The sequence below is a fragment of the Pantoea sp. NSTU24 genome (genome assembly GCF_050157905.1).
Lineage (GTDB): Bacteria > Pseudomonadota > Gammaproteobacteria > Enterobacterales > Enterobacteriaceae > Pantoea.
The window spans coordinates 3,193,244-3,217,298 of record NZ_JBKIWZ010000001.1; the positions used below are offsets into that span (position 1 = coordinate 3,193,244).

Below are 24,055 nucleotides of genomic sequence, written 5' to 3' on the forward strand. Positions count from 1 at the left end.
CATGAACGATCAACGTTTTGCCCGGATACAGACGATGCTGGCCCTGCGCCAGCACGATCTTACGGTCTGTATGGAAAAGGTGCATAAGCCCCACAACGTTTCAGCCGTAATCCGCACCGCCGATGCTGTCGGCATCCATGAAGTGCATGCGGTCTGGCCGAGTGAGCGGATGCGCACCCAGGCTTCCGCGTCTGCCGGCAGCAACAGCTGGGTAAACGTCGTGACCCACCCCACCATTGGCGATGCCGTTAATCAGCTCCGGCAGCAGAAAATGCAGGTGTTAGCTACCCACCTCTCTGCGGATGCCGTGGATTTTCGCGAAATCGACTATACCCTGCCGACCTGCATCCTGATGGGACAGGAAAAAACCGGTATCACTGAGGAAGCCCTGGCGCTGGCCGACAGACAGATCGTGATTCCGATGGTGGGCATGGTGCAGTCACTGAATGTCTCGGTCGCCTGCGCGCTTATCCTCTATGAAGCACAGCGGCAGCGGCAGAATGCGGGACTTTACCTGCGCGACCACAGCCTGCTGGATGACGCTGAACAACAGCGTCTGCTGTTCGAAGGCGGCTTCCCGGTACTGGCGCGGGTCGCAAAACAGAAAGGCCTGCCTTATCCGCGCATCAATGCGCAGGGCGAAATCGACGCCGATCCCAGCTGGTGGGCGACCATGCAGTCAACCGGTAAAAAAAGATGAAAGGCCGTCTGCTGGATGCCATCCCGCTCAGTACCCTGACCGGCGTCGGTGCCAGCCAGGCAGCAAAACTGGCCAGAATTGGCCTGCACACCATTCAGGACCTTCTGCTTCACCTCCCGCTGCGTTACGAAGATCGTACCCAACTTTATGCGATTGACGATCTGCTGCCCGGCATCTGGGCCACGGTAGAGGGCGAAGTGCTGCACACCGACATCACCTTCGGCCGTCGCCGGATGATGGTCTGTCAGATCAGCGATGGCAGCGGCGTTCTGACGATGCGCTTCTTTAATTTCAATGCAGGAATGAAGAACGCGCTCTCGCCGGGCCGTCGCGTCACCGCCTATGGCGAAATTAAACGCGGTCAGCGTGGCGCGGAGATCATTCACCCCGAATACCGCATTCAGGGTGAACAGAGCAATGTAACGCTGGAAGAGACCCTGACGCCGGTCTATCCCACCACTGAAGGCATTCGGCAGGCCACGCTGCGTAATCTCACCGATCAGGCGCTGACGCTGCTGGAGAGCTGCCCGATTGCCGAACTGCTGCCGCAGGCGCTGAGCAGCGGGCTGATAAGCCTGCCTGATGCGCTCCGCACGCTGCATCGTCCACCGCCCGACCTCAGGCTCAGCGAGCTGGAAAGTGGCCGTCATCCGGCACAGCGCCGGTTGATTCTGGAAGAGCTGCTGGCCCACAATCTCAGCATGCTGGCGGTGCGCGCCGGTGCTCAGCGCTATTACGCATTACCGATGCCGCCGCAGCACACGCTCAGCGACCAGCTGCTGGCCGCGCTGCCCTTCTCACCCACGCGCGCCCAGGCGCGCGTGGTAGCGGAGATAGAGACGGATTTGGCCAACGATTTTCCGATGATGCGGCTGGTGCAGGGCGACGTCGGCTCCGGCAAGACTCTGGTCGCCGCACTCGCGGCGCTGAATGTGATTGCGCACGGCAGGCAGGTTGCGCTGATGGCGCCGACCGAGCTGCTGGCTGAACAGCACGCCAGTAACTTCCGTCAGTGGTTTGCGCCGCTGGGTATTGAAGTCGGCTGGCTGGCCGGTAAACAGAAGGGCAAGGCCCGCCAGGCGCAGCAGGAGGCGATAGCCAGCGGTCAGGTAGCGATGGTGGTCGGCACCCATGCGCTGTTCCAGGAGCAGGTCCGGTTCAGCGGGCTGGCGCTGGTCATTATTGATGAGCAGCACCGGTTTGGCGTCCACCAGCGACTGGCATTGTGGGAAAAGGGCGAAGAGCAGGGTTTTCATCCGCATCAGCTGATCATGACCGCCACCCCGATCCCGCGCACCCTGGCGATGACCGCCTATGCCGATCTGGATACTTCCACTATCGACGAGCTACCGCCGGGACGTACGCCGGTGACCACGGTGGCGATCCCCGACTCCAGACGTGATGAGATCGTGGCGCGGGTTGAGCACGCCTGTCGCGAAGGACGTCAGGCCTACTGGGTCTGCACCCTGATTGAAGAGTCAGACCTGCTGGAAGCCCAGGCAGCGGAAGCGAGCTGGGAATCGCTGAAAACGGCGCTGCCTGGCTTAAACATCGGGCTGGTGCATGGCCGGATGAAACCCGCAGAGAAACAGGCGGTCATGCAGGCGTTCAAGGCCAATGAGCTGCAGCTTCTGGTCGCAACAACCGTCATAGAAGTGGGCGTGGATGTGCCTAACGCCAGCCTGATGATCATCGAAAATCCGGAGCGGTTAGGGCTGGCGCAGCTGCATCAGCTACGGGGGCGTGTTGGTCGTGGTGCCGTCGCTTCCCACTGCGTGCTGCTCTATAAAGCGCCCCTGAGCAAGACGGCGCAGAAGCGTCTGCAGGTGCTGCGCGACAGCAATGATGGCTTTGTGATTGCCCAGTTCGACCTGGAGATCCGCGGCCCCGGTGAGCTGCTGGGCACACGCCAGACCGGGAACGCTGAATTTAAAGTGGCTGACCTGCTGCGCGATCAGGCGATGGTGCCGGAAGTGCAGCGCGTGGCGCGCCATATCCATCAACACTATCCCGAACAGGCCAGCGCCCTGATTGAACGCTGGCTGCCAGAGAACACCCGTTACACCAACGTCTGAGTCAGATCCCGCTGTTGCGGCCGGTTTATCCCCACGGGCAAACGATTGCTTTTAGCCTGCGGATGATTACAATCGCCACACACTTTTTCGGGAAGAACAGAAGATGTCCATCACTCCGCAGCCAGACCAGCCCTCCGCCCAGCACAGCGAACTGATTTACCGTCTCGAAGATCGTCCACCGCTGCCGCAGACGCTGTTTGCCGCCGGTCAGCATCTGCTGGCGATGTTCGTTGCGGTGATTACCCCCGCCATTCTGATTTGTCAGGCGCTGGGTTTGCCTGCAGAGGATACCCGGCACGTAATCAGCATGTCGCTGTTTGCCTCGGGCGTCGCCTCACTGCTGCAAATCAAAACCTGGGGACCGGTCGGCTCGGGCCTGCTGTCAATTCAGGGCACCAGCTTTAACTTCGTAACGCCGCTGATCATGGGCGGAATGGCGCTGAAAAATGGCGGAGCTGACGTGCCCGCCATGATGGCTGCCCTGTTTGGCACGCTGATGGTCGCCTCCTGTACCGAAATGGTGTTGTCGCGCGTGTTGCATCTGGCGCGCCGGATTATCACGCCACTGGTTTCCGGTATTGTCGTGATGATTATTGGCCTGTCGTTGATTCAGGTGGGATTGACCTCAATCGGTGGCGGCTTTGCTGCCATGAACGACCACACCTTCGGCGCACCAAAAAATCTGATGCTGGCGGGTGCCGTGCTGCTGGTGATTGTGCTGCTTAACCGGCAGAAAAATCCCTACCTGCGTGTAGCCTCACTGGTGATTGCAATGGCGGTGGGTTATCTGCTGGCTTGGGCGATGAACATGCTGCCTGCTGCGGGTGTGCCGGCTAATCAGCCGCTGATTGTGGTGCCAGCCCCGCTTTACTATGGTCTGGGTTTTGACTGGAATCTGCTTATCCCGCTGATGCTGGTGTTTATGGTGACCTCACTGGAAACCATCGGCGATATCACCGCGACCTCCGATGTCTCTGAGCAGCCGGTCAGCGGTCCGCTCTATATGAAACGCCTGAAAGGCGGCGTGCTGGCGAACGGTCTTAACTCCTTTGTTTCCGCGCTGTTTAATACTTTCCCGAACTCCTGCTTCGGACAGAATAATGGCGTGATTCAGCTGACCGGCGTGGCCAGCCGCTACGTGGGCTTTGTGGTGGCGCTGATGCTGATTGTGCTGGGGCTGTTCCCGGCAGTTAGCGGGCTGGTGCAGATGATCCCTGAACCGGTGCTCGGCGGTGCTACCATCGTGATGTTCGGTACCATCGCCGCGTCAGGGGTGCGCATCGTGTCGCGCGAGCCGCTTAACCGTCGCGCCATCATGATTATTGCGCTGTCGCTGGCAGTGGGCCTGGGCGTTTCTCAGCAGCCACTGATCCTGCAGTTTGCGCCTGACTGGCTGAAAACTCTGCTCTCTTCCGGCATCGCGGCGGGCGGTATTACCGCGATCGTTCTTAACCTGATTTTCCCGCAGGAGAATTAAGGCCACGGGCAGGCTTCGGCCTGCCTGCTAATTAGTCGGATTTACATCCAGGCTGTTGAGCTGTAACGGGAATTCAGGCATAACAACCTCTCACCGGATTCAACTCGGGAAGGATGCAATGAAATTTCTTGGAAAGTTTTTTCTCACCCTGCTTTTACTGCTGCTGTTCACCCTGGTGGTGATCTATGTTCTGCTGCAGACACAATGGGGTGCAGGCTGGTTCAGCCGTTGGGTGAGCGACAAAACCGAATGGCATCTCTCCCTGAGTAAAATTGAACACAATTTCTCCTCTCCCTCTCATATCATTCTGGATAACTTCAGTTTTGGTCACGATGGACAGCCTGCGGTGCTGGTCGCTAAACGGGTCGATCTGGGCCTGGCGCTGATTCAGTTCAGCGATCCGCTACACTTCAGTAGCCTCGAACTGCGCGATGGCGAGGTGAATCTGGCCAATCTGACAGCAGGCAGCGCACTGCCGATTCAGGCCGATCGTCTGCAACTCAATAATATGCGGGTCGACAGCCCCAATACCGCGCTGCCGCTGTTTGCCCGCCAGGTGAATGGCGGCATCATACCGTGGAAGCCTGTTGCCCTGGATATGCTGGGCCTCGATGCCCGCTTCCAGATGAGCGCAGGCAGCATGACGCTGAATGACGTGCCGGCTGAAAACGTCCTGATTCAGGGCAGCGTTTCCCAGGGCCGGATGCGCATCGACAACATGGGTGCCGACCTGGCGCGGGGTTCCATGACCGGTAATGGTGAACGCGATGCCCGGGGCAACTGGAAAGTGAATCAGCTGCGTCTGAACGACATTCGTCTGCAGACCGCCAGCAGCCTGAAAGATTTCCTGCGCAGGTTACAGGTGGTGCCCTCCCTTGCCATTACCCGGCTGGATCTGACCGATGCCCGCCTGCAGGGGCCGGACTGGGCGGTAACGGATCTTGATCTGACGCTGAGAAACGTGAACTGGCAGAATGATGACTGGCAGAGTAATGATGGTTCGCTGGCGCTGAATGCCAGCAACTTTATCAACGGCGGGTTTGAACTGAACGATCCGATTGTCAATCTGGATTTCTCCCCGCAGGGTGTGGCGCTGAGCCAGTTCAGTTCGCGCTGGGCGAACGGGGTGATCCGGGCTGACGGTGAGTGGTCACGCAGCGATAAGCGTCTGACGCTGAAAAATCTGGCGGTGGCCGGACTGGAATATACCCTGCCGCAGGACTGGCGCGATCGCTGGCAGGCGACGCTGCCCGCCTGGCTGGAGAGTGTCGACGTGACGCGCTTCACCTCGAACCGTAACCTGATCATCGATATTAACCCAGCGTTTCCTTTCCAGCTGACCTCGCTGGATGGCACTGGCGAAAACCTGCGGCTGGCGCAGCAGCATCAGTGGGGGATATGGTCAGGTAAGCTCAGCCTGAATGCGGCCGAGTCGACCTTTAACCGCACCGACCTGCGTCATCCGTCAATTACGCTGAGTGCCGATGCGCAGCAGATTCAGGTGACGGAGCTGAGTGCATTCAGTAATAAAGGTCTGCTGGAAGGAACAGCCACCGTAGGCCAGCAGCCTGCCCGGCCGCTGACGCTGCAGCTGACGGGTCGTGCCGTGCCGGTCAATGTGTTGCAGAACTGGGGATGGCCAGCGTTGCCGTTAACCGGTGACAGCAATATGCAGCTGCAGCTGCGCGCGGCACTTGCCGCAGGTCAGCCGCTGCGCCCATCGGTAAATGGCACGTTATCTGTGGTTACTGACAGCCAGCAGGTGCAGCAGGCGATGCAGGCAGGCGAGGTTCGTTAATCCCAGCGGGGCCGTATCGCGGCCCCGCTCCTCAGTTAATTCGCGCGCCAGACCCTCCCTCCTCCAGCGGTCCGTCCGGATCGGCGGGCAGAACGATATAAACCCCTTCAAACACCGCGCCACGCTCATCGTCGCCAAACAGCTCAACTTCAAGCTGCACGCGCGCTTTACGTCCACGCGCCAGGCGGTCGAGATCGCCGCTTAGGGAGCCCAGATCGGCAATAGCGCCAGGGCGTCCGCTGATGGGCTGGCTGTAGCGAATGTGTGCATCTGCCAGAATAATGGTGCCGCCAAGATGACGCTCGCGCAGCAGTAGCCAGATGAGTCCCCAGCCGGTCAGCGTAGCCAGTGAGAAGAGGCTGCCAGCGAACAGGGTGTGATGAGGATTCTGGTTGCCCGCCTCCGGCATGGTGGTAATAAATTTCTGCCCGGTAAACTGCAGGATACGCACACCCATTTTCTCGCTGAGCGGAATATGATCGTACCAGGCCTGTTGCAGCTGACCACACCAGTCAGCACGATGCAGAATATCATCGAGAGTGATGACCGGTTTGATCATCAGGAAGTGGCGTACCGGGGTGGTCTGCGGCGCAGTAATTTCGCCCTGATTGATATAGCCAAGTTTCGCGAAGAAGGCGACGGCATCCTCGCGGGCGCTACAGGTTACCCGCTTGGCTCCCTCCTGCCGCGCCACGGACTCCAGCGTCATCGCTACCAGCGTGCCCAGCCCTTTTCCCTGCACCGAGGGATGGACAGCCATAAAACGGATCGCGGCCTCGTTGTCGGCGTTGATATAGAGACGACCAATGGCGACCGGGTTTCCCTGTTCATCCACGACCATCTGATGATGTGCCAGGGCATCCCACGCGTCACGTTCCGACCCCTGCGGCTGGCGCAGAGGTTTACGTAACATCTCCCATCGGAACTGATAATAGATATCCAGCTCTTCTGCCGTCTGTGGCACACGAAGGTGATACATATAATGTTTCTCCCGTCCGGAGCTTACGTGGCCAGATCCATGCCGCTCAGCTGAGGATCTCACACCTGTAACCAGAACGTCACAGGACCATCGTTCACCAGCGAAACCTGCATATCTGCGGCAAAACGACCGTTCGCTGTGGTAACGCCCTGCTGGCGACAGCAGTGGCTGAAGTAATCATACAGACGCTCTGCTTCAGCTGGCTCCGCCCCCCCGAAAAAGAGGGACGCGTCCCTTTTTGCGTGTCGGCAGCCAGCGTGAACTGCGATACCACCAGCACGCTTCCGCCCGTCTGGCGAAGGCTCAGGTTCATTTTGCCCTGTTCGTCACTGAAGATGCGATAGCCCAGTACACGTTCTGCGAGACGTTCCGCACGCGCGTTGTCATCACCCTTTTCCACGCCCAGCAAAACCAGTAGTCCGGCACCAATTTCGCCGACCACATCCTGGTCGACGCTGACGCTGGCTCGCTGCACGCGCTGAATCAATGCAATCATGTTTCCTCGCGTTGTTGTTCTTTTTGCTGCTGTTTCAGCTGCCGGTAGTCGGCTAACGTGACGGTTATCTCCGCGCCCAGCAATACAATACACCAGGTCCAGTAGACCCAGAGAAACAGAATAGGTATCACGGCCAGTACGCCGTAGATCAACTGATAAGAGGGGAACATCGTAACATAGAGCGCGAAGCCCTTTTTCCCCAGCTCAAACAGCGCACCCGCCACCAGCGCACCAATCAGCGCATCGCGCGGCGGTACCCGCTGGGTCGGAACAATGCTGTAGAGCAACCAGAAAGCGAACCACGACAGCAGCAGCGGAAAAATACGCAGCATCTGATCGACCAGGCTGGTTACGCCGGTGGCGTTAATCCAGCGCAGCGACAGCAGATAAGAGCTGATTGCCAGGCTGGCGCCAGCCAGCAGCGGGCCGAGGGTCAGGATCATCCAGTAGACCGCAAAGGAGTAAACCATCGGCCGCTTCTTGTTGCTGCGCCAGATGGTGTTTAACGCGGTATCCACCGAATGCATCAACAGCAGAGCGGTCACGATCAGGCCGATCGCCCCGACCGCCGTCATCCGGTTTACGTTGGCAACAAACTGCTCAAGATAGCGCTGCAGTGTGTTGCCAGCAGCAGGCATCAGATTGTTAAAAACAAACTGCTTCAGCTGCACGCTGATATCAGAGAAGACCGGAAACGCGGCAAACAGGGCAAACACCACGGCAATCAGTGGCACCAGCGCCAGCAGCGAGACATACGCCAGATTACCCGCCTGGGTCGTCATGCCGTCTTCATCGATGCGCTTCCACAGCAGCCGGAGCCACAGCCAGAAGGCGTGCAGCCCGGGACGAAATTTACGTAACATCATGAGTCACTGTTAACCTGCAAACCAGTTGGGGACTGTCGAACTGTCAGTCACCAGTACACTTTCAATCCCCAGGGCGCGGGCCGCCTCTGTATTATCGGGATTATCATCAAAGAAGACGGCCTGATCGGCCGTTACGCCTTCTGCCGCCAGAACATGCTGGTAAATCCGGGCTTCCGGTTTACGCATGCCCAGATCCTGAGACAGATAGAGCTTATCAGCGGCCTGCTGTACATCCGGATACTGCGTCGGCCAGAATTCGCAATGCAGTCTGTTGGTGTTTGAGAGGATCACCACCCGATGCCCCTCCAGCCGCAGCCGGTTCATCAGCGCCAGGACTTCCGGACGCACATCCACGAAGAGTGCCTGCCAGCCCGCCGCAAACTGCTCATAGCTCAGCGCGATTTCCAGTTTTTCACACAGCGCCACTGCGAAATCTTCATCACTGATTTCGCCTCGCTCATGCTGTTCAAACGCCTCATCCATGCGGAAATGGCTTTGCAGCGACGCCAGCGGCACCCGACTCAGATCACTCCAGACACCCAGCACGCGGTTAAAGTCGATATCGATAATCACATTGCCCAAATCAAAGATATACAGCATGGTGTCTCTCCCCTGGTTCCCTGGACTATTCACTCTAGCGGCAAAAGCGCAGGCTGAACAGGCATCCGCGGAGAGAAAAGCGTAAACGCCGGAAGGTGGGAAAAACGCGCGGGAGTACAGATGAACCGTGCAGGTCTGGCTGAAAAAAGCGGGGTTTCAGACAAAAAAAAGCCCCGCATTGCGGAGCTTTTCTCAGTTAAAGACGCAATTATGCGTCTTTAGGACCACGTGAAGCACGTTTACGGTCGTTTTCTGTCAGGTGACGTTTACGGATACGCACTGACAGCGGCGTCACTTCTACCAGTTCGTCATCATCGATGAACTCGATAGCCTGTTCCAGCGTCATTTTCTGCGGTGGAACCAGCGTCGTGGCTTCATCCGTACCGGAAGCACGCATGTTAGTCAGCTTCTTACCGGTCAGACAGTTAACGGTCAGGTCGTTAGAACGGCTGTGAATACCGATGATCTGGCCTTCATAAACTTCTGCACCGTGACCCAGGAACAGCTTACCGCGATCCTGCAGACCGAACAGCGCAAACGCAACAGCTTTACCCTGACCGTTAGAGATCAGCACGCCGTTCTGACGCTGGCCGACTTCGCCCTGACGGATGTCATCGTAGTGGCTGAAGGTCGAGTAAAGCAGACCGGTGCCTGACGTCATGGTCATGAATTCGTTACGGAAGCCAATCAGACCACGGCTTGGAATCACGTAGTCAAGACGTACGCGGCCTTTGCCATCCGGATCCATGTTTTTCAGGTCGCCTTTACGCTCACCCATGGCTTGCATAACGGAACCCTGATGCGTCTCTTCGATATCCAGCGTGACGTTTTCGAATGGCTCCTGCTTGCGGCCTTCGAATTCGCGGAAGATAACTTTCGGACGGGATACCGCCAGTTCGAAACCTTCGCGACGCATGTTTTCAATCAGAACAGAGAGGTGAAGCTCACCACGGCCTGATACGCGGAACGCGTCAGCATCTTCGGTTTCTTCCACGCGCAGTGCCACGTTGTGAACCAGTTCTTTGTTCAGACGCTCAAGGATCTGACGTGACGTCACGTACTTACCTTCTTTACCGCAGAATGGTGAGGTGTTGACGTTGAAGAACATGGTTACGGTTGGCTCATCGACGCTCAGTGCTGGCAGTGCCTGCACGTTCTGCGGATCACAGATGGTGTCGGAGATGTTCAGTTCGCCCAGACCGGTGATAGCGATGATATCGCCCGCTTCGGCCAGATCGCTGTCGATACGCTCAAGACCCAGGTGCGTCAGGACTTTGCCGACTTTACCGTTACGGGTTTTGCCTTCGCTATCGATGATAGTGACCTGCTGGTTAGGCTTCACTTTACCGCGTTTGATACGGCCGATACCGATCACGCCCAGGTAGTTGTTGTAGTCCAGCTGAGAGATTTGCATCTGCAGTGGCGCTTCAACCTCAACCTGAGGCGGAGAAACGTGGTCGACGATCGCCTGATACAGCGGGGTCATGTCGTCAGCCATGTCGGTGTGCTCCAGACCCGCAATACCATTCAGCGCAGAGGCGAAAATGATAGGGAAGTCGAGCTGCTCATCAGTCGCATCCAGGTTAACGAACAGGTCGAAGACCTGATCCACAACCCAGTCCGGACGCGCACCAGGGCGGTCTACTTTGTTGATTACCACAATCGGCTTCAGACCATGCGCAAACGCTTTTTTGGTCACGAAGCGGGTTTGCGGCATAGGGCCATCCATCGCATCTACAACCAGCAGCACCGAGTCCACCATGGACATGACGCGCTCAACTTCACCACCGAAATCGGCGTGTCCTGGGGTATCAACGATATTGATACGGTAGTCATTCCACTTAATGGCGGTGTTTTTTGCGAGGATGGTAATCCCACGCTCTTTCTCCAAATCATTGGAGTCCATCACGCGCTCGGTTGCTTCGGTACGGGCATCAAAAGTACCGGATTGTTGCAGCAGTTTGTCAACCAGGGTGGTCTTTCCATGGTCAACGTGCGCGATGATGGCGATGTTACGCAAATTTTCGATCACAGCTTTGCCTCAGGCATTAGAAATAGCGCGCTATTGTACACGGATTAAGCGGAAGACTGAACACGATCACACTTTTCACTGAAAGTTTATTGCATTGGCGCAAATTCGCACTGTTCCCGGTGCAGAAAATGCACTAAGTTGGTCCTACGCACCAAAATGGTGCTCAAAGCGCACTCAATAGCACTATTTTGGTGCGCCTAAACCATCGTGGTGCAGTTGCTTTATGACAAAAAGGTGCAGCACAAGGCGATTTAAGCAACATCAAAAAAGTTGGCACAGAATTCGCTTTAGTCTGTTTAAGCGTAAACGCCAGTCAGATGTCGGTTGAAGAGCGTGCCGGAAGCGATAGAGCAGGAAGCAGTTTCCCGCTACACATTCCGGAAACGACGTTTCCTCGCCATGTAGATAATGAAAGACCATTTCCAGGAGAGTTGAGTATGTCCGCTGAACACGTTCTCTCGATGATGAACGAGCATGAAGTTAAGTTTGTTGACCTGCGTTTTACCGATACCAAAGGTAAAGAACAGCATGTTACGATCCCTGCTCACCAGGTTAATGCTGACTTCTTCGAAGAAGGCAAAATGTTCGATGGTTCCTCTATCGGCGGCTGGAAAGGCATCAACGAATCAGACATGGTGCTGATGCCTGACGCAACCACCGCGGTCATGGATCCTTTCTTCGAAGATTCTACCCTGATCATCCGTTGTGACATTCTCGAGCCAGGCACCATGCAGGGCTATGACCGCGATCCACGTTCCATCGCCAAGCGTGCGGAAGATTTCCTGCGCTCTTCCGGCATTGCGGATACCGTGCTGTTTGGACCCGAACCTGAATTCTTCCTGTTTGATGACATCCGTTTCGGTTCATCAACCTCGGGTTCACATGTCGCTATCGACGATATCGAAGCCGCATGGAACACCGGTAAAGAGTACGAAGGCGGTAACAAAGGCCACCGTCCGGGTCTGAAAGGCGGCTACTTCCCGGTGCCACCAGTTGACTCATCACAGGACATCCGTTCTGCCATGTGTCTGACCATGGAGCAGATGGGCCTGGTCGTTGAAGCGCATCACCACGAAGTGGCAACCGCGGGTCAGAACGAAGTGGCAACCCGCTTCAACACCATGACCAAGAAAGCAGACGAAATTCAGATCTACAAATATGTCGTTCACAACGTCGCACACGCTTACGGCAAAACCGCGACCTTTATGCCGAAGCCAATGTTTGGCGACAACGGTTCAGGCATGCACTGCCACATGTCCCTTTCTAAAGGTGGCCAGAACCTGTTTGCCGGTGATAAGTACGGCGGCCTGTCTGAAATGGCGCTGTTCTATATCGGCGGTATCATCAAACACGCTAAAGCGATCAACGCCCTGGCGAACCCGACTACCAACTCTTACAAGCGTCTGGTTCCGGGTTACGAAGCACCGGTCATGCTGGCTTACTCAGCCCGTAACCGTTCCGCCTCTATCCGTATTCCGGTTGTTGCCAGCCCGAAAGCCCGTCGTATCGAAGCGCGCTTCCCGGATCCAGCAGCTAACCCATACCTGGCGTTCACCGCGCTGCTGATGGCTGGCCTGGATGGCATCATCAACAAGATCCATCCTGGCGATGCGATGGATAAAAACCTGTATGACCTGCCACCGGAAGAAGAAGCTGAGATTCCAAAAGTTGCAGGCTCTCTGGAAGAAGCGCTGAATGCACTGAACGAAGACCGCGAGTTCCTGACCCGTGGCGGTGTGTTCACTGACGAATCAATCGACGCTTACATCGAACTGCGTAAAACAGAGATGGACCGCGTTCGCATGACGCCACACCCGGTTGAGTTTGAGCTTTACTACAGCGTTTAACTGGTCAGACGTTTTTGTTGCCGTGGAAACTTTTAGCCCATCTTCGGATGGGCTTTTTTCTCCGCGAATTCACCGCTCATTCGCGTCCTTTCCGGTTTAAAGAGTAAAATGCACCTATTTAGTGCAGAGGAACGTGGTATGGCAACTGGCTCTCTGCCCGATGCAGGGCAGATTCTCAACGCGTTAATCAACAGTATTCTGCTGGTGGATAACGATTTAGTTATTCATTACGCCAACCCGGCGGCACAACAGTTACTGGCGCAAAGCTCACGCAAACTGTTCGGCACGCCGTTACCGGAACTCACCGGCTACTTCTCGCTGAATATTGAAGTGATGCGAGAGAGTCTTGAGGCTGGCCAGGGGTTTACGGACAGTGAAGTGACGCTGGTGGTGGATGGTCGGGCGCACATTATGTCACTGACCGCCCAGCGGTTACCTGACGGTTTAATTCTGATGGAAATGGCGCCGATGGATAATCAGCGTCGTCTCAGTCAGGAGCAGTTACAGCACGCCCAGCAGGTGGCTGCCCGCGATCTGGTTCGCGGTCTGGCCCATGAGATTAAAAATCCGCTGGGTGGATTGCGCGGCGCGGCACAGCTCTTATCCCGTGCCCTGCCCGATCCCTCGCTGAACGAATATACCAAAGTGATTATTGAACAGGCGGATCGGCTGCGAAATCTGGTTGATCGTCTGTTAGGGCCACAGCAGCCGGGCATGCACATTACCCAGAGCATTCATCAGGTGGCCGAACGCGTGGTCAATCTGGTGTCGATGGAGCTGCCGGAAAATGTCTCACTGGTGCGGGATTACGATCCCAGCCTGCCTGAACTGCCGCACGACCCCGACCAGATCGAGCAGGTGCTGCTTAACGTGGTTCGCAATGCACTGCAGGCGCTGGGCGATGAGGGTGGCACGATTATTATCCGCACCCGTACGGCTTTCCAGCTGACGCTGCACGGCACCCGTTATCGCCTGGTAGCACGTATTGATATTGAAGATGATGGCCCCGGCATTCCGGCCCAGCTGCAGGATACGCTGTTTTATCCAATGGTCAGCGGACGTGAAGGCGGCACCGGTTTAGGCCTCTCTATTGCCCGTAGCCTGATTGATCAGCATTCAGGAAAAATAGAATTTAACAGTTGGCCAGGACACACCGAGTTTTCGGTTTACCTGCCTATTCGCCAGTGAGGTTTCTATGCAACGAGGGATAGTCTGGATCGTCGATGACGATAGCTCCATCCGCTGGGTGCTTGAACGCGCGCTCACTGGAGCCGGTTTGAGCTGTGCGACCTTTGACAGCGCAGGCGAGGTGCTGGATGCCCTCTCGACCAAAACCCCGGACGTTTTACTGTCAGATATTCGCATGCCGGGCATGGATGGCCTGGCGCTGCTGAAACAGATTAAACAGCGTCATCCGATGCTTCCGGTCATCATTATGACGGCGCATTCGGATTTAGATGCCGCCGTCAGCGCCTATCAGCAGGGGGCGTTTGATTATCTGCCTAAACCTTTTGATATCGATGAAGCCGTGGCGCTCGTAGAGCGTGCCATCAGCCATTATCAGGAGCAGCAGCAGCCGCGTAATCAGCCAGTCAGCGGACCGACGACCGATATCATCGGTGAAGCCCCGGCAATGCAGGATGTCTTCCGCATTATCGGACGGTTGTCCCGCTCGTCGATCAGCGTCCTGATTAATGGTGAATCGGGAACCGGTAAAGAGCTGGTGGCGCATGCGCTGCATCGCCATAGCCCGCGCGCCAAAGCCCCCTTTATCGCGCTGAATATGGCGGCCATCCCCAAAGATCTGATCGAATCGGAGCTGTTTGGTCATGAGAAAGGTGCCTTTACCGGCGCAAATCAGATCCGTCAGGGCCGTTTTGAACAGGCCGATGGCGGCACGCTGTTCCTGGATGAAATCGGTGATATGCCGCTGGATGTCCAGACCCGCCTGCTGCGTGTGCTGGCGGATGGTCAGTTTTATCGCGTCGGAGGCTATGCGCCGGTTAAAGTGGACGTGCGGATTATCGCTGCGACCCACCAGAACCTGGAGCTGCGCGTGCAGGAAGGCAAGTTCCGCGAAGATCTGTTCCATCGTCTTAACGTGATTCGCGTGCATCTGCCTCCTTTGCGTGAACGTCGTGAGGATATTCCGCGTCTGGCGCGCTATTTCCTGCAGGTCGCCGCCCGTGAGCTGGGTGTGGAAGCGAAGATTCTGCATCCGGAAACGGAAACCGCCCTGACCCGGCTGCACTGGTCGGGTAACGTGCGCCAGCTGGAGAACACCTGTCGCTGGCTGACGGTGATGGCAGCCGGTCAGGAAGTGCTGATTCAGGATCTGCCCGGCGAGCTGTTCGAGTCGAGCACGCCGGAGAATCCGGTGCAGTCACTACCGGACAGCTGGGCCACGCTGCTGGCGCAGTGGGCCGACCGCGCCCTGCGTTCCGGTCATCAGAATCTGCTGTCAGAAGCCCAGCCAGAGATGGAGCGTACGCTGCTGACCACCGCCCTGCGTCATACGCAGGGTCACAAGCAGGAAGCCGCCCGTTTACTGGGCTGGGGACGCAACACCCTGACGCGCAAGCTGAAAGAGCTGGGCATGGAGTAAGCGGTTCAGAACGGGCTGGCGCGACTGCCGGCCCGTTTTTTCAGATCACGCGGGAGAACTGCTGCTGACGCGCTTTCTGACGCAGATAGCGATCGAAGCACATGCAGATATTACGAATCAGTAACCGGCCAATCTCTGTCACCTTCAGCCCTGTTGCGTCAGATTCCACCAGCCCGTCAGCAATCAGCGGTTTCAGCAGCGCCAGATCTTCAGCAAAGTAGTCTCTGAAGCAGATTCCCCATTGCGCTTCTGTGGCAGCAAAATCCAGCGAGAAGTGGCAAATCAGCGTTTTAATCACATCCCGCCGCAGACAATCATCCTCGCTTAAGGTAAGACCGCGCCACAGGCCATGTCCCTGCCGTTCCACACGATCGTACCAGGTATTAAGGTCTTTCTGATTCTGCGCATAACTGTCGCCCATCATGCTGATAGCGGAGACGCCCAGCCCGAGCAGGTCGCTGTCGCCCTGGGTGGTGTAGCCCTGAAAATTGCGGTGCAGCTGCCCGCTGCGCTGCGCGATGGCCAGTTCATCCTGCGGCTTTGCAAAGTGGTCCATGCCGATAAACTGGTAGCCCTGCTGCGTCAGGGTCGCGATGGTCTGCTGCAGAATATCCAGTTTCTGCTGGGCGGATGGCAGTTCATCCTCTTTGATTTTGCGCTGCGCCGCGAACATCGCTGGCAGATGCGCATAGTTAAATACGCTCAGGCGATCCGGGCTCAGCGCCAGCACCCGCTCCAGTGTCCAGGCGAAACTGGCGGGCGTCTGCAGGGGAAGACCATAGATCAGGTCAATGCTGGTCGAGCTGAAGCCCTGCTCGCGGGCCCGCGCCATCAGGCCAAAAATCACCGCTTCATCCTGTACCCGGTTGACGCGCTCCTGCACCGATTTATTAAAATCCTGTACGCCCATGCTCAGACGATTGAATCCCAGCGATCGCAGGTGATCGATCATATCCAGCTCAATTTCCCGGGGATCGACTTCGATCGACATCTCAGCGTCGGCGGCTACCCTGAAGTGCTGTTTCAGCAGCGCCACCAGCCGTGAAACCTGAGCCTGGTCGAGAAAGGTGGGCGTGCCTCCGCCCCAGTGAAGCTGCGTAACCTGCCGCTGATGGAACAGGGGCGCGCGCTGAATAATTTCCTGCTCCAGCGCATCCAGATAGCGGTCCGCCTTATGGCGCTGACGCGTCACGAGTTTGTTGCAGCCGCAGAAATAGCAGAGACGGTGGCAGAAAGGGATATGAACGTAGAGCGACAGCGGGCGATCCGGATAGCGTGCCACGGCGCGTCGGAAATCGGCTTCCGCGAACTGTTCGCTGAACTCCAGCGCAGTGGGATAAGAGGTGTAGCGCGGACCGGCATAATTGTACTTTTCAATTAGCGCCCGATCCCGGTCAGTCTGCAGCGATGGCATGCTCACTCCTTCCGGTGACGTCGTCTGAGAGAAGGTCGCGAAGAAGAGGGAATGAAAGGTGAGCGGGTTGAAACCCGACGTAAACGTTGCTTCAGACGCGACAGGCGTCGTAGTTTAAACAATAACCACAGCAGATAACATGTCGCCAGCAGCGCGAAAATTGATCCAGGCCAAAACATTGTCGTTTACCTGAGAAGTGCGGCATGTGGAAACCACATGCCGATCAATATGACTTAATTGCCCTTCAGCAGGCGATACATATCTTCTTCTGCCTTGTCATCTTCGTCATCGTCCATCACGATGCCCAGCTGCTCCATCAGTTCGTCGATGCGGTCCAGCGAGGCATCAAGCCAGCCCTGATCTTCAGCGGACAGCGTTTCGCCATTTTCCAGCCGGTCCAGCAGCGCATCCAGACGCTCGTCATTTTCCAGCTTCGCCAGTTCTTCCTCAGGCGTCAGGCGGACTTTTTTCGCGGCTGGCTTTTCCACGCTTTTCTTTGGCTTAACGGCTGCGGTCTTGCCGTCTGCAATCAGGGCTACCGGTTTTTTACTGCCGATACGCGGATCTTTTGCGCTCTCTGCCTGACGTCCATTGCTGCTGGCAGGTGCCGCAGGATTCGCACGGCTGCCGGATGCATGCCCGCGATGCTTTTTATCACGTTTGCGATCGCGTGCTTCGTTGTTGATTTCGTCACGCGATTTGCGTTTGGCTTTGACGGCAGGTTTGCCGTGCGCCGCTCGTGCAGGTTGCTTCATAGTGTTCGGTCCCGGCTTTTTTATTCAGTATAGAATTCCGGCGAAATCTAGCAGAAACCAGACAAAGAAAAAGGCGACAGCCCAAGCTGTCGCCTTATTTCATACCTTCAGAAGAAGGAATCATGTTTTAAATCCTTTTTGGCTCGTAACGTCCCGGTCAATCCCGCGCCTGCTCAACTCCTGAGCTTTTCCTTGTCCCTGTCTGGTCAACTCCTCTGACCGCTTCCATTCCACTCGCTCATTGCCATCCTGACATCCCTGAACGCATCTTCCTGATGGGTGCTGCCGTGCACTGCACACTAATGTAGACCAACTGATAAAACCCTCAAGTCGGCATCGAAAATAGTTCGTTCAAAAAAGAAACAAATAAAGTTAACCACATGAATTTAATGATTTTTTATTTTTAGTAATTAAAGTAAAAAGCGAAATAACCCGCAGCGGTAATGGCAAATCTCTTACGCCGTTTGTTAAAGAGATGTGATTGAGCACTTTCGCGCCATAACGCGTATAATCGCTGACATTGCCTTAATGCGTTTTTTGGAGTGTCACCTTGTCTGAACTGAATTACCACGTTACCCACTTTGTCATGAGCGCGCCGGATATCCGTCATCTGCCTGCCGATACCGGAATTGAAGTGGCTTTTGCTGGCCGCTCGAACGCGGGAAAATCAAGTGCGCTGAATACGTTAACCAATCAGAAAGGTCTGGCGCGTACCAGTAAAACGCCAGGACGTACGCAGCTGATTAACCTGTTTGAAGTCAAAGAGGGCAAGCGTCTGGTCGACCTGCCTGGCTACGGCTACGCCGAAGTCCCGGAAGAGATGAAGCTGAAGTGGCAACGTGCGCTGGGGGAATACCTGCAAAAACGTCAGGCACTGAAAGGGCTGGTCGTGCTGATGGATATCCGCCATCCACTTAAGGATCTCGATCGGCAGATGATTCAGTGGTCTGTGGAAAGTGGCATACCGGTGCTATTGCTGCTCACCAAGGCCGATAAGCTCGCGTCGGGCGCCCGTAAAGCCCAGCTGAATGTCGTGCGTGAAGCAGCGCTCGGTTTTGCCGGTGATGTACAGGTCGAGCTTTTCTCATCGCTGAAGAAAATGGGCGTGGATAAGGTACGTCAGAAGCTTGACAGCTGGTTCAGCACGCTTGAACCGGCTTATGAGGATCAGGACGCCGAAGCGTAAGGGGCAGCCCTGCACCGCTGAAACGACAGGAAAAGCCCAATAAAAAACGCCCCAGTCACAGAATGACTGGGGCGGCTAAATTCAGCCAAATCCGATTACGTGAAGTAAAAGGTCTGAAAGATAGAACATCTTACCTCTGTACCCTACGCGACGAACTTTACCTGATTTTCTGTGCGTGACAAAGGCTTTTTTGTTGCTTACTTACATCAAAAAGGACTTTTTTTACCATGTCCGTCACAGAATTAGCGTTGCGATGTAGTTAAATGACGAAAAAAATGTTTAGCCGATAAGCAGTTAGAAAACCACACTTCTGCCGACCCGCCGCCCGCTCAGCTAAACCGGTTAACTCCACGATTTTCTTATACCTGAATCCGGATCGATTCCCGCCACCTGAACCGACCCGCAGCAGGCTATCAATGGGCTTCGTCCCAGTTATCACCGACACCGACTTCCACCAGCAGCGGTACATCGAGCTTCACGCTGCCTTCCATGAGTGCCTGAATTTTCTGGCTGGCCTCTTCAACCGCTTCCGCTTTGACCTCGAACACCAGTTCATCGTGAACCTGCATGATCATTCTGACGGCGTCATCATTTTGCTGTTCCAGCCACGCATCGACGGCAATCATCGCCCGCTTGATAATGTCCGCTGCCGTTCCCTGCATCGGCGCATTGATCGCGGCACGTTCGGCGGCTTTACGACGAATGGCGTTGCTCGATTTAATATCGGGCAGCCACAGCCGACGGCCTTCCAGCGTCTCAACATAGCCTTTATTCGCCGCGAGCTGACGGGTGTTCTCCATATAGCGCAGTACGCCAGGGTAACGTTCGAAGTAAAGATCCATATACTTCTTCGCTTCGCCCGCCCCGATGTTCAGCTGACGTGACAGACCAAAGGCGCTCATACCATAAATCAGACCAAAGTTGATCGCCTTGGCACTGCGACGCTGGTCACCGCTGACCTTCTCCAGCGGTACCCCGAACACTTCCGATGCTGTGGCGCGGTGAATATCTTCGCCCTGAGCAAAGGCATCCAGTAGCCCTTTATCCTGAGAGAGGTGCGCCATGATACGCAGTTCGATCTGCGAATAGTCCGCCGCCACGATGCGGTAACCTTTCGCAGCCACAAAGGCCTGGCGGATCCGCCGTCCTTCATCATTACGAACCGGGATGTTCTGAAGATTAGGATCGGCTGAAGAGAGACGTCCGGTCGCGGTCACCGCCTGATGATACGAGGTGTGCACGCGCCCGCTGATCGGGTTTATCATCTGCGGTAGTTTATCGGTATAAGTCGATTTCAGCTTGGATAAGCCGCGATGCTCCAGGATCACTTTGGGCAGCGGATAATCGAGTGCCAGCTCAGCCAGCACCTCTTCACTGGTGGAAGGGGCGCCGCCTGGGGTTTTCTTAGTCGGTTTGATGCCCTGTTTTTCAAACAGGATCACCTGAAGCTGCTTGGTGGAGGAGAGATTGAAAGGTTCTCCCGCCAGTTCATGCGCTTTTAGCTCCAGCTCCGCCAGGCGTGCCGTCAGCTCTTTCGAGTGTTGTGCCAGAATACCCTGATCGATTAATACGCCATTACGCTCTATGCGGGAGATCACGGTCAGTAACGGCATCTCAATCTGTTCAAAAACGTTTTTTGGACCCGCTTCTTCTCCAGCTCTGGCCACATCTTCAGATGCAGCTGCAGAGTGACATCGGCATCTTCGGCCGCATAGTGCGAAGCCTGTTCCAGTGCAATCTGGTTGAAGGTCAGCTGATTTTTACCTTTGCCAGCAATCTCCTGGAAGGTGACCGTCTTATGGTGAAGCCAGCGGGCGGCCAGGCTGTCCATGTCATGCTTACCCACCACACTGTTGAGAATATAGGACTCAAGCATGGTGTCGAATCTGATGCCCGCCAGTTCGATATCGTAGTTCTTCAGCACGCCGCGGTCATACTTCAGGTTCTGACCCACTTTCCAGACGCTGTCATCTTCCAGCAGAGGTTTAAGCTGCGCCAGCACGGTCGCGCGATCCAGTTGATCAGGTGCATCGAGATAGTCATGAGCAACCGGCAGATAGGCGGCTTCCCCGGGGGCGACGGCGAAACTGATACCAACGATGCTGGCACTCAGGGTGTCCAGCGCATCGGTTTCCAGATCAAAGGCAAAAACGTCGCTGTTTTTCAGCTTCTCCAGCCAGGTTTCAAACAGCGCCTGGTCCAGAATAGTGACATACCCTTCTGATGACAGGACGCTGCGGGTTTCGACCGCAGGGACCGGCTCATCGGCCAGGGCTTTCTGCGCCTGGGTATTGCTCTTTTTGCCCTGCAGCCATTTGCCCTCCTGCAGATCGCTCAGCCAGCGTTTGAACTCATAACGGCTGAACAGGGTCTGGAGTGCCTCAACGTCGGGTTCGGTAACCGTAAGGGCTTCGCAGGGCTGCTCCAGCTCAACATCCGTCTTAATGGTCGCCAGCTGGTAGGAGAGAAACGCGACCTCGCGATTCTGCTCAAGTTTTGCTGCCATGGTTTTCGCACCACGGAACGAGAGATCGGCGACTTTATCCAGATTCTCATAGATCGTTTTCATGCTGCCCAGACCCTGCAACAGCGCCTGCGCGGTTTTCTCACCCACGCCCGGCACGCCAGGAATGTTGTCCGAACTGTCGCCCATCATGGCGAGGAAATCGATGATCAGCGCGGGAGGAACACCATATTTGTTCTCTACCTCTTCCGGTCCGAGGATGGTGTTTGTCATGGTGTTGATCAGCGTAATGTCTGGCGTAACCAGCTGAGCCATATCTTTGTCACCCGTACTGATTAGCACGGACAGACCTTTTTTCTCTGCCTCCAGCGCCAGTGTACCGATCACATCATCGGCTTCAACACCGCTCACTGCCAGCAGCGGCAGTCCCATTGCTCGCACCATCTCATGCAGCGGTTCGATCTGCGCCCGCAGATCGTCAGGCATCGGGGGACGATGAGATTTGTAATGCTCAAATAGCTCGTCCCGGAAGGTTTTGCCTTTGGCATCGAACACCACAGCAACGTGACTCGGATTGTATTGCGCCAGCAGGCTTTTCAGCATGTTGAGCACGCCGTACATGGCGCCAGTGGGTTCACCTGCACTATTGGTCAGCGGCGGAAACGCGTGATACGCGCGATAAAGATAGGATGAGCCATCAACCAGAATCAGGGGATTTTCTGCAATTTGCGCCATAAGTCTGTGTCGTCTTCGTTGCGATGAGTTGGGTTATAAGGATGCCACAACCTGGCAGAAATGGTGAACTAAGGCGTACTGCCGCAGGATTTTTTCACGCTTCCGGAAACAGGATCACAACGATCGTTCTGTGGATAACTTTGTGCGTAAAAATCATATCGAATTTTTTTTCAGGAAAAATGATAATACAAGCCCTGATAAAAAATAAATTTTTCAGTTACTTATTTAATTTCCGTGACCCGATCGCTATTTTTAACAGCACGATCCCTTGTGTGGATATTAAATTTATGCCCTGGTGATGGACAAAAAGCATCCTGATGTTCAGAAGCCTGAAAAAAACGCCAGCAGAGCTGGCGTTCAGTTACGGCGTAAAGCTGATTACTTCTGGCTTGCGAGGAATTTAACCACGTTTGCATAGTCGGCGACGAAATTATCCATAGAGCTGGTATCCAGTCCGCCGTTATTCACCATGTATTTGCCATTAACGAACATGGCAGGCACACCACGAAGATCCACATCCGCAGCGGCTTTCTGCTGCTGCGCAACCAGCGCTTTAACCGCAAAGCTGTTCCAGGCCGCATCATAGTCAGCCGCAGAGATTCCTGCCGCCTGGACAAAGGCCGCTTTCAGGCTGGCTGGATCGGTAATGGTCTGCGTTTTCTGAATTCCATCAAAAATAGGTACTGTGACTTTATCTTCCACACCCAGCGCCATCGCAACAGCCCAGGCCTGGGTTACGATCGGCCCCAGATCACCGCCGAGGAAATCGACATGGTATTTCACCAGCTTAACGTCAGCAGGCAGATTCTTTTTCACCGCGTCATTGACGTGATAAATGCGTTCAAACTGATAGCAGTGCGGGCAGAAGAAGGAGAAGAACTCCATGACCTGAGGTTCACCAGCCACCGGTTTCTGCAGACTCACATATTGTTTACCTTCGGTGAACTGGGCAGCAGAGGCGCTGAATGCCAGCACTAACCCCATCAGTGCAAACCAAATTTTCTTCATCGTGAAAAAATCTCCTGACTACGTCATTAATATTGCGGTGTCAGCTGCAGAGGAGGTTCCTGCAACAGCTTCTCCTGCTCGGTAAAGAGTGAAATCTGCCTGCGCCAGAAATCTTCATCTGTCATCCAGGGAAACGCGCGTGGAAAAGCGGGATCTTCCCAGCGTCGGAGAACCCAGGCCAGATAATAAACCATGCGCATGGCGCGTAAAGGCTCAATCAGTGACAATTCATTAATATCGAAGTCACTGAATTCGCTGTAAGCCTCCAGCAGGATATCCCACTGGATGCGCTGTTCCTGCCGGTCGCCATTAACCAGCATCCAGAGATCCTGCACGGCCGGGCCGTTACGGGCATCATCCAGATCGACGAACAGCGGTCCGTCACGCCACAGAATATTTCCCGGATGGCAGTCACCATGTAATCGTAGCGGCTGCCACACCGTATGCCACTGTTGCTGCAGCGTGTTGCCCAGTTTATCAACAGCCTGCAGCAGTGCATCTTTAAGCGACCCCGGCACAATCTGAGCGTGCTCCAGTACCTGACGGGGTTCATGCAGATACTCATCCAGTCCTGTAGCAGGCCGATGGCTGAACAGCGCTTTGCGTCCGGTCTGATGAATGCGTCCCAGAAAGCGGCCAACCCACTCCATCTGGTCTTCGTTGTCTGTCTCATACTGTCGTCCGCCGAGGCTGGGGAAGACGGCAAAAAAGAAGCCTGCGTGACTGTGCAATGTCTCGTCCTGCAAACGCAGCGGCGCGGCAACCGGCACTTCATCAGCCAGCAGATCAAGAGCAAACTGATGCTCTTCCGCTATCTGTTCCGCATGCCAGCGCTGCGGACGGTAAAACTTTGCGACATAGCGGCGTCTTTCATCATCGCTGAACTGGTAAACCCTGTTTTCATAACTGTTCAGGGCTGTCAGACCTGATTCGACGCGGATCCCTGTCTCCCATAATGCATCCAGCAACACATCGGGATTCAGGGTCTGGAAGTTAAAAGCAGCGTCGCTCATGATGT

At 55.6% G+C, this 24,055-nt stretch carries 16 protein-coding genes and 2 pseudogenes; 8 read left to right on the forward strand and 10 right to left on the reverse strand.

All coding sequences use genetic code 11. The annotated features are described in order from the left end of the window. Nucleotide 1: 1 nt before the first annotated feature. From trmH to ACLHDD_RS15290, 4 genes are all read left to right on the forward strand, one after another. Nucleotides 2–700, forward strand: coding sequence for a tRNA (guanosine(18)-2'-O)-methyltransferase TrmH (gene trmH, locus ACLHDD_RS15275; RefSeq protein ID WP_427104758.1), 699 nt, complete (start codon nt 2–4; stop codon nt 698–700). After that, nucleotides 697–2,775, forward strand: coding sequence for an ATP-dependent DNA helicase RecG (recG, locus tag ACLHDD_RS15280; protein ID WP_427104759.1), 2,079 nt, complete (start codon nt 697–699; stop codon nt 2,773–2,775). Before trmH ends, recG begins: the two co-directional genes overlap by 4 nt. Nucleotides 2,776–2,878: 103 nt before the next feature. After that, on the forward strand, nt 2,879–4,252 hold the full coding sequence (locus ACLHDD_RS15285; RefSeq protein WP_427104760.1) for a nucleobase:cation symporter-2 family protein: 1,374 nt from the start codon (nt 2,879–2,881) through the stop codon (nt 4,250–4,252). Nucleotides 4,253–4,370: 118 nt separating this feature from the next. Further along, nucleotides 4,371–6,050 carry an AsmA family protein gene (locus ACLHDD_RS15290; RefSeq protein ID WP_427104761.1) on the forward strand — a complete coding sequence of 560 codons (1,680 nt, stop codon included), beginning with the start codon at nt 4,371–4,373 and terminating at the stop codon, nt 6,048–6,050. Nucleotides 6,051–6,081: 31 nt separating this feature from the next. Here the strand turns inward: ACLHDD_RS15290 and fabY are convergent, their stop codons facing one another. The 5 genes and pseudogenes from fabY to typA all read right to left on the reverse strand — a co-directional run bounded on the left by fabY (nt 6,082) and on the right by typA (nt 11,023). Beyond that, a complete protein-coding gene (gene fabY, locus ACLHDD_RS15295) occupies nt 6,082–7,029 on the reverse strand; it encodes a fatty acid biosynthesis protein FabY (RefSeq protein WP_427104762.1) in 948 nt (315 codons plus the stop codon). A gap of 59 nt (nt 7,030–7,088) precedes the next feature. Beyond that, a pseudogene (dtd, locus tag ACLHDD_RS15300) lies at nt 7,089–7,525 on the reverse strand (D-aminoacyl-tRNA deacylase). After that, entirely contained in the window at nt 7,522–8,391 is an 870-nt protein-coding gene (locus ACLHDD_RS15305; RefSeq protein ID WP_427104763.1) for a virulence factor BrkB family protein, read from the reverse strand. The pseudogene dtd and the gene ACLHDD_RS15305 overlap by 4 nt, the downstream one beginning before the upstream one ends. Nucleotides 8,392–8,400: 9 nt before the next feature. Further along, nucleotides 8,401–8,991: a glucose-1-phosphatase gene (gene yihX, locus ACLHDD_RS15310; protein ID WP_427104764.1), complete on the reverse strand. Its 591-nt coding sequence runs from the start codon at nt 8,989–8,991 to the stop codon at nt 8,401–8,403. 208 nt (nt 8,992–9,199) lie between these two features. Next, nucleotides 9,200–11,023: a ribosome-dependent GTPase TypA gene (gene typA / locus ACLHDD_RS15315; RefSeq protein ID WP_128085009.1), complete on the reverse strand. Its 1,824-nt coding sequence runs from the start codon at nt 11,021–11,023 to the stop codon at nt 9,200–9,202. Between the two features lie 437 nt (nt 11,024–11,460). Between typA and glnA the strand changes: the two genes are divergently transcribed. The 3 genes from glnA (at nt 11,461) to glnG (ending at nt 15,475) form a co-directional block, all read left to right on the forward strand. Continuing rightward, nucleotides 11,461–12,870, forward strand: coding sequence for a glutamate--ammonia ligase (glnA, locus tag ACLHDD_RS15320; RefSeq protein ID WP_009088151.1), 1,410 nt, complete (start codon nt 11,461–11,463; stop codon nt 12,868–12,870). A gap of 138 nt (nt 12,871–13,008) precedes the next feature. Continuing rightward, nucleotides 13,009–14,058, forward strand: coding sequence for a nitrogen regulation protein NR(II) (gene glnL, locus ACLHDD_RS15325; RefSeq protein WP_111142116.1), 1,050 nt, complete (start codon nt 13,009–13,011; stop codon nt 14,056–14,058). Nucleotides 14,059–14,065: 7 nt separating this feature from the next. Then, nucleotides 14,066–15,475 carry a nitrogen regulation protein NR(I) gene (gene glnG / locus ACLHDD_RS15330; protein ID WP_128085010.1) on the forward strand — a complete coding sequence of 470 codons (1,410 nt, stop codon included), beginning with the start codon at nt 14,066–14,068 and terminating at the stop codon, nt 15,473–15,475. 40 nt (nt 15,476–15,515) lie between these two features. Here the strand turns inward: glnG and hemN are convergent, their stop codons facing one another. Beyond that, nucleotides 15,516–16,889 (reverse strand): oxygen-independent coproporphyrinogen III oxidase, encoded by a 1,374-nt coding sequence (hemN, locus tag ACLHDD_RS15335; protein ID WP_427104765.1) that lies wholly within the window; start codon nt 16,887–16,889, stop codon nt 15,516–15,518. A 233-nt stretch (nt 16,890–17,122) separates the two neighbouring features. Next, on the reverse strand, nt 17,123–17,644 hold the full coding sequence (gene yihI / locus ACLHDD_RS15340) for a Der GTPase-activating protein YihI (RefSeq protein ID WP_427104766.1): 522 nt from the start codon (nt 17,642–17,644) through the stop codon (nt 17,123–17,125). Between the two features lie 550 nt (nt 17,645–18,194). Between yihI and yihA the strand changes: the two genes are divergently transcribed. Then, nucleotides 18,195–18,830: a ribosome biogenesis GTP-binding protein YihA/YsxC gene (gene yihA / locus ACLHDD_RS15345; RefSeq protein WP_427104767.1), complete on the forward strand. Its 636-nt coding sequence runs from the start codon at nt 18,195–18,197 to the stop codon at nt 18,828–18,830. Nucleotides 18,831–19,243: 413 nt separating this feature from the next. Here yihA and polA read toward each other — a convergent pair. From polA to ACLHDD_RS15360, 3 genes and pseudogenes are all read right to left on the reverse strand, one after another. After that, nucleotides 19,244–22,029, reverse strand: a pseudogene (gene polA, locus ACLHDD_RS15350) (DNA polymerase I). A gap of 378 nt (nt 22,030–22,407) precedes the next feature. Then, the gene (gene dsbA, locus ACLHDD_RS15355; protein ID WP_427104768.1) at nt 22,408–23,037 is read right to left on the reverse strand and encodes a thiol:disulfide interchange protein DsbA; all 630 of its coding nucleotides are present in this window, start codon (nt 23,035–23,037) and stop codon (nt 22,408–22,410) included. Nucleotides 23,038–23,063: 26 nt separating this feature from the next. After that, the gene (locus ACLHDD_RS15360) at nt 23,064–24,050 is read right to left on the reverse strand and encodes a serine/threonine protein kinase (protein WP_427104769.1); all 987 of its coding nucleotides are present in this window, start codon (nt 24,048–24,050) and stop codon (nt 23,064–23,066) included. Nucleotides 24,051–24,055: the final 5 nt, after the last annotated feature.

Excerpts from the sequence above, each read along its gene's own strand:
- ACLHDD_RS15360 (WP_427104769.1), bottom strand. The coding sequence starts at position 24,050 with ATGAGCGACGCTGCTTTTAACTTCCAGACCCTGAATCCCGATGTGTTG.
- yihX (WP_427104764.1), bottom strand. The coding sequence starts at position 8,991 with ATGCTGTATATCTTTGATTTGGGCAATGTGATTATCGATATCGACTTT.
- recG (WP_427104759.1), top strand. The coding sequence starts at position 697 with ATGAAAGGCCGTCTGCTGGATGCCATCCCGCTCAGTACCCTGACCGGC.
- glnA (WP_009088151.1), top strand. The coding sequence starts at position 11,461 with ATGTCCGCTGAACACGTTCTCTCGATGATGAACGAGCATGAAGTTAAG.
- trmH (WP_427104758.1), top strand. The coding sequence starts at position 2 with ATGAACGATCAACGTTTTGCCCGGATACAGACGATGCTGGCCCTGCGC.
- hemN (WP_427104765.1), bottom strand. The coding sequence starts at position 16,889 with ATGCCATCGCTGCAGACTGACCGGGATCGGGCGCTAATTGAAAAGTAC.
- ACLHDD_RS15285 (WP_427104760.1), top strand. The coding sequence starts at position 2,879 with ATGTCCATCACTCCGCAGCCAGACCAGCCCTCCGCCCAGCACAGCGAA.
- ACLHDD_RS15305 (WP_427104763.1), bottom strand. The coding sequence starts at position 8,391 with ATGATGTTACGTAAATTTCGTCCCGGGCTGCACGCCTTCTGGCTGTGG.
- yihI (WP_427104766.1), bottom strand. The coding sequence starts at position 17,644 with ATGAAGCAACCTGCACGAGCGGCGCACGGCAAACCTGCCGTCAAAGCC.
- ACLHDD_RS15290 (WP_427104761.1), top strand. The coding sequence starts at position 4,371 with ATGAAATTTCTTGGAAAGTTTTTTCTCACCCTGCTTTTACTGCTGCTG.
- glnG (WP_128085010.1), top strand. The coding sequence starts at position 14,066 with ATGCAACGAGGGATAGTCTGGATCGTCGATGACGATAGCTCCATCCGC.
- glnL (WP_111142116.1), top strand. The coding sequence starts at position 13,009 with ATGGCAACTGGCTCTCTGCCCGATGCAGGGCAGATTCTCAACGCGTTA.
- fabY (WP_427104762.1), bottom strand. The coding sequence starts at position 7,029 with ATGTATCACCTTCGTGTGCCACAGACGGCAGAAGAGCTGGATATCTAT.
- dsbA (WP_427104768.1), bottom strand. The coding sequence starts at position 23,037 with ATGAAGAAAATTTGGTTTGCACTGATGGGGTTAGTGCTGGCATTCAGC.